The 12,118-nt window shown below is 62.6% G+C and carries 14 protein-coding genes; 9 read left to right on the forward strand and 5 right to left on the reverse strand.

All coding sequences use genetic code 11. The features are described 5' to 3' along the window. Positions 1 to 4 precede the first annotated feature (4 nt). From SIB46_RS00890 to fmt, 8 genes are read left to right on the forward strand one after another with little or no spacing between them, the layout of a single operon-like run. Entirely contained in the window at positions 5 to 2,260 is a 2,256-nt protein-coding gene (locus SIB46_RS00890; protein ID WP_413296673.1) for an RNB domain-containing ribonuclease, read from the forward strand. Next, positions 2,241 to 2,891 carry a flavin prenyltransferase UbiX gene (locus tag SIB46_RS00895; RefSeq protein WP_413296674.1) on the forward strand — a complete coding sequence of 217 codons (651 nt, stop codon included), beginning with the start codon at positions 2,241 to 2,243 and terminating at the stop codon, positions 2,889 to 2,891. The genes SIB46_RS00890 and SIB46_RS00895 overlap by 20 nt, the downstream gene beginning before the upstream one ends. Then, a complete protein-coding gene (locus SIB46_RS00900) occupies positions 2,888 to 3,358 on the forward strand; it encodes a hypothetical protein (protein ID WP_413296675.1) in 471 nt (156 codons plus the stop codon). Before SIB46_RS00895 ends, SIB46_RS00900 begins: the two co-directional genes overlap by 4 nt. Positions 3,359 to 3,389: 31 nt before the next feature. After that, positions 3,390 to 3,848 carry a DUF2996 domain-containing protein gene (locus tag SIB46_RS00905; protein WP_413296676.1) on the forward strand — a complete coding sequence of 153 codons (459 nt, stop codon included), beginning with the start codon at positions 3,390 to 3,392 and terminating at the stop codon, positions 3,846 to 3,848. A 47-nt stretch (positions 3,849 to 3,895) separates the two neighbouring features. Continuing rightward, on the forward strand, positions 3,896 to 4,978 hold the full coding sequence (gene acsF, locus SIB46_RS00910; RefSeq protein WP_413296677.1) for a magnesium-protoporphyrin IX monomethyl ester (oxidative) cyclase: 1,083 nt from the start codon (positions 3,896 to 3,898) through the stop codon (positions 4,976 to 4,978). 8 nt (positions 4,979 to 4,986) lie between these two features. Further along, a complete protein-coding gene (locus tag SIB46_RS00915; RefSeq protein ID WP_413296678.1) occupies positions 4,987 to 6,402 on the forward strand; it encodes a TldD/PmbA family protein in 1,416 nt (471 codons plus the stop codon). After that, complete coding sequence (locus SIB46_RS00920) at positions 6,402 to 7,754, forward strand: TldD/PmbA family protein (RefSeq protein WP_413296679.1); 1,353 nt, start codon at positions 6,402 to 6,404, stop codon at positions 7,752 to 7,754. Before SIB46_RS00915 ends, SIB46_RS00920 begins: the two co-directional genes overlap by 1 nt. After that, positions 7,754 to 8,746 carry a methionyl-tRNA formyltransferase gene (gene fmt / locus SIB46_RS00925; protein WP_413296681.1) on the forward strand — a complete coding sequence of 331 codons (993 nt, stop codon included), beginning with the start codon at positions 7,754 to 7,756 and terminating at the stop codon, positions 8,744 to 8,746. The genes SIB46_RS00920 and fmt overlap by 1 nt, the downstream gene beginning before the upstream one ends. On the opposite strand, the gene SIB46_RS00930 is transcribed toward fmt, so the two are convergent. Both SIB46_RS00930 and SIB46_RS00935 read right to left on the reverse strand, forming a co-directional pair. After that, positions 8,739 to 9,077, reverse strand: coding sequence for a DUF6464 family protein (locus SIB46_RS00930; RefSeq protein ID WP_413297804.1), 339 nt, complete (start codon positions 9,075 to 9,077; stop codon positions 8,739 to 8,741). The two genes, fmt and SIB46_RS00930, sit on opposite strands and share 8 nt — an antisense overlap. 2 nt (positions 9,078 to 9,079) lie before the next feature. Then, positions 9,080 to 9,817: a TerC family protein gene (locus SIB46_RS00935; protein WP_413296682.1), complete on the reverse strand. Its 738-nt coding sequence runs from the start codon at positions 9,815 to 9,817 to the stop codon at positions 9,080 to 9,082. A gap of 49 nt (positions 9,818 to 9,866) precedes the next feature. Here SIB46_RS00935 and SIB46_RS00940 point away from each other — a divergent pair, with 49 nt between their 5' ends. Next, positions 9,867 to 10,670, forward strand: a complete 804-nt coding sequence (locus SIB46_RS00940; protein WP_413296683.1) for a hypothetical protein — start codon at positions 9,867 to 9,869, stop codon at positions 10,668 to 10,670. A 402-nt stretch (positions 10,671 to 11,072) separates the two neighbouring features. On the opposite strand, the gene SIB46_RS00945 is transcribed toward SIB46_RS00940, so the two are convergent. The 3 genes from SIB46_RS00945 to SIB46_RS00955 form a co-directional block, all read right to left on the reverse strand. Beyond that, positions 11,073 to 11,213, reverse strand: coding sequence for a hypothetical protein (locus SIB46_RS00945; protein WP_413296684.1), 141 nt, complete (start codon positions 11,211 to 11,213; stop codon positions 11,073 to 11,075). A gap of 153 nt (positions 11,214 to 11,366) precedes the next feature. After that, positions 11,367 to 11,873 (reverse strand): hypothetical protein, encoded by a 507-nt coding sequence (locus SIB46_RS00950; RefSeq protein WP_413296685.1) that lies wholly within the window; start codon positions 11,871 to 11,873, stop codon positions 11,367 to 11,369. A gap of 27 nt (positions 11,874 to 11,900) precedes the next feature. Next, positions 11,901 to 12,023 (reverse strand): hypothetical protein, encoded by a 123-nt coding sequence (locus SIB46_RS00955; RefSeq protein ID WP_413296686.1) that lies wholly within the window; start codon positions 12,021 to 12,023, stop codon positions 11,901 to 11,903. Between the last annotated feature and the right edge of the window lie 95 nt (positions 12,024 to 12,118).

The following is a 12,118-nucleotide window of genomic DNA, read 5'->3' on the forward strand; positions in this document are numbered from 1 at the left end:
ACGCATGAAATTTTCCGTCTCCGATCTGCTGGATCAGCTGCGGGGGGACGCGGTGCTGCCGCTGACAAATCTGGAGAAGAAGCTGGCCCTCAAAACCGCGGTTGAGAAGGCCCAACTGGAATTGGCCCTGCAAGCGCTCGCCAAGGTGGGCGTGATCGCCAGCGGGGAGGAGGGAATCAGTCGCGCGCCCAATGACGCCATCTTTGAAGCCCGGGTGCGCTCCTCCAGCAAAGGCTTCTGTTTTGCCTTGCGAGAAGACGGCGGTGAAGACGTCTATCTGAGGGATCACCAGCTCAACCATGCCTGGAATGGTGATCGGGTTCTGGTCAAAGTCACCCGCGAAGGGGGCAGGCGGCGATCTCCAGAGGGGGTGGTTCAGTGCATCCTCGAGCGGGCCAACACCACGGTCTTGGCCCAGGTGGAGCGCCAGGCTGAGCAGCTGGTGGCTGTCCCCCTCGACGATCGGCTGCATGCGGCCATTCAGCTTCCGGAAACGGACGCCGCCCACGCGGAAACCAGTGACACCGCCGTGGTGGAGGTCAGCCTCGACCGCTTCCCGGTGGGCCAGTTCCCGGCCCAGGGCCATGTGTCCCGTTCCCTCAAGGTTCAGGGTTCAGAAGCCGATGATTGCGAGCTGCTGTTGGCACGCCATCGCCTCAACACCAGTGGCTTTAGCGGTCGTGCCAGCCTCAAAGTTCCAGCTGAATCAGGTCGTGACGATCTGACCGCGCTTCCCACCGTGCTCTTGCAGGGGTGGAGCGCCAAAGATGCACCACTGCTTCCTGCTGTCTCCCTGGAAGCTCTCGACGATGGTGCGCAACGGCTGTGGGTGCATACCCCGAGCGTGGCGGAACGCTTGGCCTTGGAATCACCCCTGGAGCGTTGGTTGCGTCAGCACGGCGAAGCCCTCAGCCTTGGCAGCAGCTGGATTTCGCTGCTGCCAGGACCACTCCACAAGGCGGCGGCCTTGGCGGCAGGAAAAAGCCAAGATGCCCTCTCGGTGGCCTTGGATCTCAGCGCCGATGGCACGCTGCAGCACTTCCGCTTCTGCCGCTCGCAGGTGCAAGTCGATGGGGTGCTCGACCGCAAAGGCTTGGCAGCTCTGCTGGCCCGCAAGCCCAAAGCCCGCACCACCCCTGCTGCCCTCAAGGGCCTGAAGGAACACCTGCCCCTGCTCGAGCAGCTTCAGGCGTTGGTGGAGCTGCTGCGCCAGCAACGGCTGGCCACCGGTGGCCTGGAATTGGATCTGCCTGTGCCTCCACTGGAGCCCCTGGCGGAGCTGGCCTCGGGTCTGCCTGATCAACGCTGGCAGGGATGGTTGCCGGCCTGGTCGGTGGATCAACCCTTGCATTGGCTTCGGGAGCTGCTGCGCCCAGCTGAGCAGGCCCTTGGTCGCCACTTTGCGGCCCTGGAGCTGCCTGGCCTCTTCCTCACCCATGGGGCGCCTGATCCCGGCCAACTCAACGATCTGGTGAAGCTGGCAGTTGGCTTGGACATCCCGCTCGAGTTGGGCAGTGATGGCAATGCCCCGGCCGCCCAAGCCCTGGCTGCTGCGTTTGCCGGCACCGATCGCAGCCGGGTGCTGCAGCAGCAATTGCGCGAGGTCACCACGCCGGTGCAGCTCAGCGCTGAGCCTGGGGCCAATGCCTTGGCGGCTGAGGAGACGGCCTATGCCCCCTGGTGCTGCCCGTCGCTGCACTACAGCGCCATCTGGAACCAACTGCTGTTGGTAGCCCTGCTCAGTGAGGGCAAGGATCGCCCCAGCGTGCGCCACAAAACCCGTTTGGATCTCAGCTCGGAGAGCTGTCACGGCCAGGTGGAGTGGCCCTTGTTCAGCCCCAGCCTGATGGCGCAATTCCAGGACCCCATGGCCTCGGGTCTGGTGAGTCGCCTCAATGGCCGCGCCCGTTCGGCCGATGAGGTGGAGCGTGATGCCTTGGCTCTGGTCCAGGCTCGCTCAGCCCAGGAGCTGGTTGGTCAGACGTTGCCCGGCGTGATCAGTGGCATCCAGAGCTACGGCTTCTTTGTGGAGATCCCTCCCACCCAAGTGGAGGGGTTGGTGCATGTGAGTTCCCTCAAGGACGACTGGTACGAGTACCGCTCGCGTCAGCATCGTTTGGTGGGCCGCAAAAACCGCCGCACCTACAAGCTCGGCGATCCCGTCGAGGTTGAGGTGCAAAAGGTCGATGTGTTGCGCCATCAGATCGATCTGGTGGTGCCCGATGCCGCTGAGGAAGGGGATGACACCGACGCCAGCTAACGATTCGGCGCCGCTGCTGCTGGCGGTCTGTGGCGCCTCAGCTCAAGTGCTGGCTCTGCGCACCCTGCAGCTGTTGCTTGAAGCCGATCAGGCTGTGGAGCTGGTGATCAGCCGCGGAGCTTTTGAGGTCTGGCGTGCTGAGTTAGGGCTCGTGCTGCCGGTGAATCCAGCTGAGCAGGAGAGGGTGTTGCGCGAGCAGTGCGGCACAACCGCCGGCAGCCTGCGCTGCCACCGCTGGAATGACCAGGCAGCCCCACCGGCTAGTGGCAGCTACCGCTTGCGGGGGATGTTGATCCTGCCGGCCTCGATGGGCACGGTGGGCCGCATCGCGACTGGGGTGGCCACCGATCTAATTGAGCGCGCTGCCGATGTTCAACTCAAAGAGGCGCGGCCCCTGGTGATTGCTCCAAGGGAGATGCCTTGGAATTTGATCCATTTGCGCAATCTCACCCAGCTGGCGGAAGCGGGCGCTCGCATCGCACCGCCAGTGCCAGCCTGGTATGGCCAGCCTCAGAGCCTCGACGATATGGTCGATTTTATGGTGCAACGCACCTTGGATCTGTTTGGTTACGACCTGGCGCCCCTGCGCCGCTGGCAAGGCGCGGTGGAAGGGGCTCAGAAACTCTCATGAAGCGTTGGCTGCTGCTGCCGCTGTTGCTTCCCCTAGCGGCTGCGCTGGCAGTGGCTGTGTTGAATCTGCGGGTGACGGCGCGCCTGCGTCTGTTGGTGTGGACCAGTCCGCCCCTTCCATTGGGAACGTGGGTCTTGATCGCCGCTGGTGGTGGTGCCGCCGCAGCTGCTCTTGCTGGTTTGAGTGCACCTGGAGCTCCGGTGCGCCAGAACGAACCTTGGGAGGAGCCCCGCCGCCGCCGCACCCGCCGAGCGGTGGATCCCCCGGATGAACCACTGGACTCCAGCGAGGCTGAGCAGCCCTTTGCTGCGCCCGAGCCTGCAACCCAGCCGCCACCGGAGCGCTCACCCCATGAGGCACCACCCACGGTGGCCGTGCCCTTTCGGGTTGTGCAGCGCTCAGCCAGTGATTCCGCTCCATCGGCGGGTGTTGATGACTGGGCGGATGCTGCGGACGATGACTGGTGAGTAGCCTGCTGGGCAGCTCTGACAGCAACGCTTGAGCGACTCGGCGGCCACCCCAGACAAGCCCACAGACCAGCCCCAAGCGGCGAAGGAAGCTCCTGCGAAGGCAGCTCCTGCGAAGGCCAAGCCGCCCAAGCCGGAGGACAAGCCCTTTGCGGAATTTGTGCCTCAGCTGCTGATTCCAGCGCTGGCCAAAGAGATTGAGAGCTATGGCGGCCCTGCCCCTGCGCTCGAGCTGGAGCAGGCAGCGATGCCGGTCGTGGGGGAAACCTGTTGGCAGATTCGTGGTGAATTGCCAGGGGATCGCCGCTTCTGGCTCTGCTTCACCAAAGACAACATTCAGGCGCCCAAGACCTTTGCCATCGCTGAGTCGGGAGCTCCGCCAAGCCTGTTGGAGTCGTTTTTGATTGATGAAAAGCGCATCACCCTGGCGTTGCTGGTGAGCCGAACTGTGCAGAGACTCAACGGTCAGAAGTGGTTAGGGCCCAATTGAGCGGAAGGGCCCTTACAGTGATTGGCTAGTCAGCACAAGACGACAGGATGGTTCCCCCCACCGCGATCGCCGAAGCTTCTCGCTCTGGAGGCGAGCCAGCCATTAAGGATCCGGTGAAGGACACGATCCTGACGCCGCGCTTCTACACGACTGATTTCGAAGCGATGGCCGCCATGGATTTGCGGCCAAATCAGGAGGAGTTGGAAGCGATTTGCGAGGAGTTCCGCAAGGACTACAACCGCCATCACTTCGTTCGCAATGAGGCGTTCGATGGGGCCGCCGACAAGCTCGATCCAGAGACACGCCGCGTGTTCGTGGAGTTTCTCGAGCAGAGCTGCACCTCGGAGTTTTCTGGATTTCTGCTCTACAAGGAGCTCAGCCGCCGCATCAAGCAGAAGAACCCGCTGCTGGCGGAGTGCTTTGCCCACATGGCTCGCGATGAGGCCCGTCATGCCGGCTTCCTCAACAAAGCCATGGGCGACTTTGGTGTGCAGCTTGACCTCGGCTTCCTGACGGCGAACAAGGCCTACACCTTCTTCAAGCCGAAGTTCATCTTCTACGCCACTTATCTCTCCGAAAAGATCGGCTACTGGCGCTATATCGCCATCTACCGCCACCTCGAGCAAAACCCCGACAGCAAGATCTTCCCGATCTTCAACTTCTTCGAGAACTGGTGTCAGGACGAAAACCGCCACGGCGATTTCTTCGATGCCCTGATGAAGGCCCAGCCCAGCTCGGTGCGGGGTCTACAGGCGCGCCTGTGGTGCCGCTTCTTCCTGCTGGCCGTTTTCGCCACCATGTATGTGCGTGATGTGGCCCGCAAAGAGTTCTACGAAGCGCTCGGCCTCGATGCACGCGAGTACGACAAGTACGTGATCGCCAAAACCAACGAAACCTCAGCGCGGGTGTTCCCGGTGGTGCTCAACGTGGATCACCCCAAGTTCTATGAGCGCCTAGAGCGGATTGTTGGCAATAACAACTCCCTCTCCCAAGCCGATGCCAGCGGTGCTCCGGCGCCGGTGAGGCTGCTGCGCAAGCTTCCCTTCTGGGGCGCGAACGCTCTGGAGATGGCCAAGTTGTTCTTTGCTGCCCCCATTCGCAGTGAGAACTACCAGCCCGCGATTCGCTGAGGCTGCTAGTGAGTTTTCTTGATTCGTTCTGGCAGCAGCGCCTTGAGCTGCTGCTGTCAGCTGGTCGCGCTGCCGGCGCTGATCTGGTGGAAGTCTTCCTTGAGCGTGGTGACCGTCTCGGCGTGATGGCCGAGCAGGAGCGGGTGACCAGCGTGTCTCCATCCTTTGTCTCCGGTGCCGGTGTGAGGGTTTTCCGGGGCAAAGACCACGGCTACCGCGATGGCTTTGTCAGCACCAACGACCTTTCGGAAGCTGGTTTGCTGCAGGCCCTTGATCAGGCCCTGGGGATGCTGGGCCTAGAGCGCAATGGCGCTGCTTCTGCTGATTTTCAAGGCTTGCCAGCGCTGAAGGACTACGGCATCAGCAAGCAAAGCTGGCTGGATCAATCCCCTGGTGTGTCGGTGATCGCCGAGCGCTTGCTGGAAGGCACAGCCAGGCTTGAGCAACACGCCCAACATCTGCAGGCGCGACGCGGCAGCTATTCCCGCGATTGGCAGGAGGTGATGGTGGCTGCCAGTGATGGCACCTTCGCCCGCGACTTACGCCTGCACCAAACCTTGGGGCTGAGTGTGTTGGCTGCCGATGGCGAACATCGCGCCAGCGTCGCTCGCCGGTTTGGCAGCACGGATCATCCCGAGGATTTGCTGGTCTGGGATGCCGACGGCACCGCCCGCGATATTGCTGCCAGCACCGGCACGATGCTCTACGCCGACTATGTCGATGCCGGCACGTACCCCGTGGTGCTCGCCAACAAATTTGGGGGCGTGATCTTCCACGAAGCCTGCGGCCATTTGCTGGAAACCACCCAGCTGGAGCGCGGCACGAGCCCCTTCGCTGGTCGGATTGGAGAGCCCATCGCCCATGAAGCGGTGACGGCCATTGATGAAGGCCTCTCCAACCGTCATTTCGGCAGCATCGCCATGGATGACGAGGGTTTAGAGCCCCAACGCACCACGCTGATCGAGAACGGCGTTTTGAAGGCTTTTCTCTCCGATCGCGCTGGTGAGTGGCGCACCGGTCAACCCCGCACCGGTAGCGGCCGGCGCCAGAGCTATGCCTTCTCTGCTGCTAGTCGGATGCGCAACACCTTCATCGCAGCTGGCCCCCATAGCCCGGCTGAGTTGATCGGCTCGATCGATAACGGCCTCTACTGCAAGGTGATGGGCGGCGGCAGTGTGGGTCCCACCGGTCAGTTCAACTTCTCGGTTGAGGAGGGGTATCTGATTGAAAACGGCGAACTCGGCAAGCCGGTGAAGGGCGCCACCTTGATCGGAGATGCCGAAACGGTGATGCCGCGCATCTCCATGTGCGCCAATGATCTCGACTTGGCCGCTGGCTTCTGCGGCTCGGTCAGCGGCAGCGTGTACGTCACCGTTGGTCAGCCCCACGTCAAAGTCGACTCCATCACGGTGGGGGGACGCTGATGTTGAACACCGATCAACTGCAGGATCAGCTCAGTGCCTTGGCCCAAGCCCATGGCCTCAGTCGCTGGGATATGGGAGCCAGTTGCAGCACGGATTTGTCAGTGCAGGTCGACCGCGGCAAAGCCCATCAACTCAAGGGAGCCCAACGCAGTGCAGTCACCGTGCGGGTGTGGAACAGCGATGGTCGTGTTGGCATCACCAGCTGCTCGGATCTCTCAGCCGATGGCCTGGCGCAAGCTCTCGCCGGTGCTGCTGAGGCCAGTGCCTTTGGCGATTTGCAAGATCCGCCTGATCTCTCGCCTCGTTCCACCGAATCCCTGGAGCCCCTGAAGCGGGAGCCGCAAGCCACGCGCCCGATCCAAGAGATGGTGCAAACGCTGATCTCGGCGGAGCAAAGGCTCTTGGACCGCCACCCCAGCATCGGCACCGTTCCCTACAACGGCCTGTCGCAACGGCGGGGTGAACGGGTGTATCTCAACAGCCTTGGCGCGCGCCGCCATGAGGAACGCAGCAGTGCCAGCCTCTACCTGTATGCCCGCGCTGAGGAAGCCGGCCGCAAACCACGCAGCGCTGGTGCGGTTCGTCTTGGCCACGGCACCGATGAACTCGATGTGCAGGGCTGCATCGACGAGGCCGCCGAACTCACCATTTCCCATCTCGACTACGCCCCGATCGACACCGGTACGTACACCTGCGTATTTAGTCCTGAGGCCTTCCTCGATTTGATGGGGGCCTTCAGCAATCTGTTCAACGCCCGATCAGTTCTTGATGGCCTCAGCCTCTCCAAGCGAGAGTCCCTCGGCGAAACGGTGGCGGTGCCCTTCTTCAGCCTCTGGGATGACGCCCGCCATCCGGCCAATTTGGGCGCCTCAGCTTTTGATGGTGAAGGCACCCCAACGGCCCGTCTGCCCCTGATTGAGGGCGGAGTGCTGCGCCAGTTCCTGCACAGCGAAGGCACCGCCCGCCAGTTTGGCGTGGCCTCCACTGGCCACGCCGGCATGGGTGCGAAGGTGTCGGTGAGTCCGGATTGGTTCGAAATCGGCCCCACACCTGGCGCTGGCTGTGGTGATGCTTCGTTGAATCGCTTCCAAGCCGATGGTGTGGTGTGGATTGATTCCCTCTCAGCTCTCCATGCCGGTGTCAAAGCAAGCCAGGGAGCGTTTTCGCTGCCATTTGATGGCTGGTTGCTCAAAGGTGGTGAACGTCGTTCGATCGAAGCGGCCACGGTGGCTGGCGACATCCGTCAGGTGTTGAAGTCGCTGTTGGCCTTTGAAGGTGAGGCTCAGGTGACCCCTGATGGGCTCTGCCCCCACGTCTGGGTGGAGGGCTTGGCGATCACCGGCGAGGCCTAGTGCGGGTTCTGTTTTGGGGAACGCCGGCCTATGCCGTGCCCACCCTCGAAGCCCTGCATGGGGCAGGTCATCAGATCGTCGGTGTGGTGACCCAACCCGATCGCCGGCGCGGACGCGGCAGCTCTTTGATGCCCTCTCCGGTCAAGGCGCGCGCTTTGGAATTGATTGGAGACGTCACAGTGCTGACGCCTCAGCGCATTCGCCGTGAGCCTGAGACCCAGGCGCAGTTGGCTGCTTTGCAGGCTGATCTCTCGGTTGTTGTGGCCTTTGGTCAGTTGCTGCCGCCGGAGGTGTTGCAGCAACCTCCCTTGGGGTGTTGGAACGGCCACGGCTCGTTGTTGCCGCGCTGGCGTGGTGCGGGGCCGATTCAGTGGTGCCTGATGGAGGGCGATGCCCAAACCGGTGTCGGCATCATGGCCATGGAGCCAGGCTTGGATACGGGCCCGGTGCTGCTCGAGCGTGCCCTCGATGTTCAGCTGCTGGAGAACGCAGCGGCGTTAGCCGGTCGACTGAGCCAGCTCACTGCAGAACTGTTTGTGGAGGCGTTGCCGCAGATTGAGGCGGCAGGTCCTGGCCCTGAAGCCGAGCGCCTCAGCCGCTTGGCGGTGACACCGCAAAGCGATGACGGCGTCAGCTTGGCTCGCCTGCTCAGCAAAGACGACTACCGCCTTGATTGGAGTGAGCGCGCCTTGGCGATCCACCGCAAGGTGATGGGGTTGTTCCCTGGGGCCTATTGCAGCTGGCGCGGCAAGCGTTTGAAGCTGCTGGCCACCGAGCCGTTGGTGGCCCGTTTGGCCGATCAGTTGAGCCCGGAGGCAGCGGCCTTAAGCCAGCGCCAGTGGCCGGCTGCTGAACCTGGTTCCATCCTCGAGGCGGTGCGCGGTGTGGGCCTGGTGCTGGCCACCAGCGGCTGCCCGATCCTGCTGCGGCAGGCGCAGCTGGAAGGTAAAGCAGCCAGCAGCGGCGATTCGTTGATTCAGCAGCTCAGCTGAGGCTGTAGTGGCTGCAGCGCTCGCATGGGCCTTCTGGCAGCACGGCGCAACGCAGCAGCGGACTGCGGGCATTGAAGCGGCAGCTGGGATCGCCAATCACCCAGCGATCGTTCCACCAGCGGGAATCGGCTGGTTGCTTCTGCGCTTTCACCATCAAGGCCACACCGCTCAGTTGGTAGCGGCCGCCCCTGAGGCGGTAGCGATGCCGCCGTTGCAGCACCAGATAGCTCAGGCCCTCCACCTCGAGCCAGCGGCCTGGTTGTGGCACGTCTTCGAGCATCAAACGATGCAGCACGTGCTCACTGCCGGCCTGGCGCAGTTCCACGGCCATGCTCATGGCTGAACCTCACCTGTGTCGGGCTGTTGAGCTGAAAATCCCCAGAGGAACAGCACTGCCACCAGCAGGAGCAACGCCCATTCCGGCAATTCCACATCGGGGCGAAACACCCGCACACTGAGTTGAATCCCCACGAGGCCAACGGCTAGATATCCCGCCGCCTCTAAGCGCCGGTAGCGCTGCAGCAAGCGGATGAACAATCCTGAGCTCAAGCGCAGCGCCACGACCCCCACCACCCCACCGGTGATCACTAGGGCGATCCGGTCGCTAACGGCAACCGCTGCCGCCACGCTGTCGAGGGAAAACGCCAAGTCGGTCAGCGCGATGGTGAACGCTGTTGCCGCTAATGATTTTGCGGCTGCTTCTGCCGGTCCTGGGGACTCTTCGGTTGCGGCGTCATCGTCGTTGGCGGAATGCAAGAAAAAGTGGCTCAAGCAGAGCCAGAGCAGATACACCGCACCGGCACCCATCAACGGACGGAAGTTCAGCACCCACTGAGCCGCCAGGATCAACACCACCCGGAACAGCAAGGCAAACACCAGCCCCAGGTTCAAGGCCCGCTGTTGGGCTGCTGCATCCGGTTGTTTGCGGGCGATTGCCGCCAAAGCAATGGCGTTGTCGGCGGAGAGAACGATCTCAAGCCCGATTAGCACTGGCAGGAGCAGGGCCACTTCCTGCCATGCGTCGGCCGCATGCAGCAGGGGAGTGAGGGCTGAGCTAGTGGACGCTTCCATGGCACCGGTCGTGCCGGCAGCCTAGAAAGCACCGGTTGAGATCGCCTTGATGGGCCGAGACGCCACCCCTACTGCTGCTGGTTTGGTGGAACTTCTCCACGCCGATGCCCAGAGGGTGATCGTGCGGATCACGGCCGGTCAAGGGGCTGCGCTGCAGTCGGCTTTGGGGGAAGGCAGCACCGCCGAAATGGCTGAAGACAGGGCGCGTCAGCGCCTGGCCCAGGCAGTGGCTCAGCCGCCAGCACGAAATGCGGCTCCGGCTCGCGCCAAAGCTCCTGCGCCTGCGCCTGCGCCTGTGGCCGCCCCAGCGCCAGTTCCCGACACTGCGCCCCCATCGCCGCCGCCCCAGCCTCAGCTCGAACTTCAGCCCACCCCAGAGCCGCCGCCGCCTGCACCAGCACCGGCTCCAGCGCTAACTGAGCTTGCGGTAATGCCAGAGCCAGTCCATGAGCCACCGGCGGAGCCCGAGGATTGGAGCGAAGAGCTCACGGCTGTGGAGATGGAGCTGCAGCGGCTGGGCTGGCAGCGTGAGCAAGAGGGTGAATTCCTGCAGCGCGCGTTTGGCCATCCCAGCCGCACCCGGCTGGTGAACTACGCCGATGTGGTGGCCTATCTCAAGGCTTTGCGTTGCCTCGAGCCCGGCTCCGCACCAGGTTCAGCGCCAGTACCTCTGCGCCGGCCCGATTTGCTGCGTTGCAGTGATGAGCTGCTGGGGCAGTTGCAGTGGGGTGCGGCCCAAGGCCGCCAACTGCTGGAAGAGCAGTTTGGGAAAGCCAGCCGCCAGCAGCTCAGCGATGAGCAACTTCTGCAGTTCAACCAGCTCCTCGAGGAGCAGCTGATCAAGGCCAGCTGATATCCGCCGCTAAGCAAACGGCACCCCAATCTGATCAATGCCGGCTGGCAAGTCCATCGGCATTAAGGCGCATTGCCTTTGACCACCGGCAAGGCAAAAGTATGGGCATCGAACACGGAGGCGCCCAATGGACGACACGCCACCTGAGACATCAGCCGCAGCACTCTGACTTGAGGCGCCTGCTCCAACAGTCTCCACAAAGCGTGGGCGAGGAGCTGAATTGACCACCAACTGGATGTCGAGTCAGCGCCACTCCTCTGCATCGTTTAGGTGCCCTAAAGGAGTCCGCCCGATACACCTGGACCCTTGGCCCCAGGTTCGCCTTTGACCAGACGCTGCCCAATCAGCCATCACGAAAGCCGCTCCTCCCTTGAGGGGCGGCTTTCTGTTTGTTGAGCGTGTTCAGGGTTCTGTTAACAGGTCCAGCTTGCGCTGCTCTTGCTCCACCTGCTCTGCATTGGGCTGCTCCATTTGAGGCACACCTGTTTGCAGGGCCTGGCAGCCGGCCAGCGCTAAAGCCATCGCGATCACGGCAGCGAGCATGGGTGGCTGGCAACGGAAATGTTTTGGGGACCTGCGTGCTGGTGGCCCCCAAGGTGCCGGGTTGGTAACCCCGTGGATGGTCGCCCACAAGCCCCAACGACAGTGCTAAGCACGCTGGATTTTGTTGCCAAGCAGGGGCTAAATGCTTCGGTCTTAAAGGCCAAAGAAGAACAGGGGCAGCGCAAAGGTGTAGAGCTCGGGCTGCGGCTCAGAGGGAAACACGGCAATGCAGGCCATTTCGCGGTCTTGAAAGCAGTCCTGCGACTTCATCACAAATTCGGTGGCATCCCCAGCGCCCCACATCAGCTGACCCTGCTGGCGCTCTTCGAGGTAGGCGTCATAGAGGGTGTTGAATTCGTCGCTCTCGCCCAGGTCGTTGGCCATGGCATCGAGGGCCGCATCAACGCCTTGGCTGTTCACCAGAGCCAGGAAATGCTCCATCAGGGGGTGGTCGATCACCGTGGAGGTGCGGATGAAACTGCCGATGCCTCCCACAGAACTGTTGTGCACCTTGGGGAGGCCGCTGCTGCAATCGATCACGGCGCAGCGCAATGACAGCGACCAGCTCTCTGTTTTGGCGACTTGCTGAGCAATAGGAATCAACTGCTCCCGGTTGGCCGCCACCAGCTGATCGAGATCTGGTTCAAACGCGTCGAGCATGGCTCGAAGCTACCGATGCAGGTGGCTTCAGGCTTTGCGGCGCCAGCCCTTTTGCACAGAACTTGAAAATTGGTTGATCGAGGCAATGGCGCCGATCAAGGCGGCCAGCAGCAGCCAGCTGGGCAGGTTGGCTGCTGAGAGGGCATGCATCAGGCCCCTCCTTTCTGCAGACGTGCCATCAGCTTTTGTGCAGCTTGCAGGCGTTGAGCTTTTTTGTTGTGGGCCCGGATGATGGTGAGTGCGCT

The sequence above is a fragment of the Synechococcus sp. MIT S9452 genome, assembly GCF_047304245.1.
In the GTDB taxonomy this organism is placed as follows: Bacteria; Cyanobacteriota; Cyanobacteriia; order PCC-6307; family Cyanobiaceae; genus RCC307.

Coding starts and splice junctions, on each gene's coding strand:
- SIB46_RS00890 (WP_413296673.1), top strand. CDS start 5: ATGAAATTTTCCGTCTCCGATCTGCTGGATCAGCTGCGGGGGGACGCG.
- SIB46_RS00895 (WP_413296674.1), top strand. CDS start 2,241: ATGACACCGACGCCAGCTAACGATTCGGCGCCGCTGCTGCTGGCGGTC.
- SIB46_RS00900 (WP_413296675.1), top strand. CDS start 2,888: ATGAAGCGTTGGCTGCTGCTGCCGCTGTTGCTTCCCCTAGCGGCTGCG.
- acsF (WP_413296677.1), top strand. CDS start 3,896: ATGGTTCCCCCCACCGCGATCGCCGAAGCTTCTCGCTCTGGAGGCGAG.
- SIB46_RS00920 (WP_413296679.1), top strand. CDS start 6,402: ATGTTGAACACCGATCAACTGCAGGATCAGCTCAGTGCCTTGGCCCAA.
- SIB46_RS00930 (WP_413297804.1), bottom strand. CDS start 9,077: ATGGCCGTGGAACTGCGCCAGGCCGGCAGTGAGCACGTGCTGCATCGT.
- SIB46_RS00935 (WP_413296682.1), bottom strand. CDS start 9,817: ATGGAAGCGTCCACTAGCTCAGCCCTCACTCCCCTGCTGCATGCGGCC.
- SIB46_RS00940 (WP_413296683.1), top strand. CDS start 9,867: ATGGGCCGAGACGCCACCCCTACTGCTGCTGGTTTGGTGGAACTTCTC.
- SIB46_RS00945 (WP_413296684.1), bottom strand. CDS start 11,213: ATGCTCGCTGCCGTGATCGCGATGGCTTTAGCGCTGGCCGGCTGCCAG.
- SIB46_RS00950 (WP_413296685.1), bottom strand. CDS start 11,873: ATGCTCGACGCGTTTGAACCAGATCTCGATCAGCTGGTGGCGGCCAAC.
- SIB46_RS00955 (WP_413296686.1), bottom strand. CDS start 12,023: ATGCATGCCCTCTCAGCAGCCAACCTGCCCAGCTGGCTGCTGCTGGCC.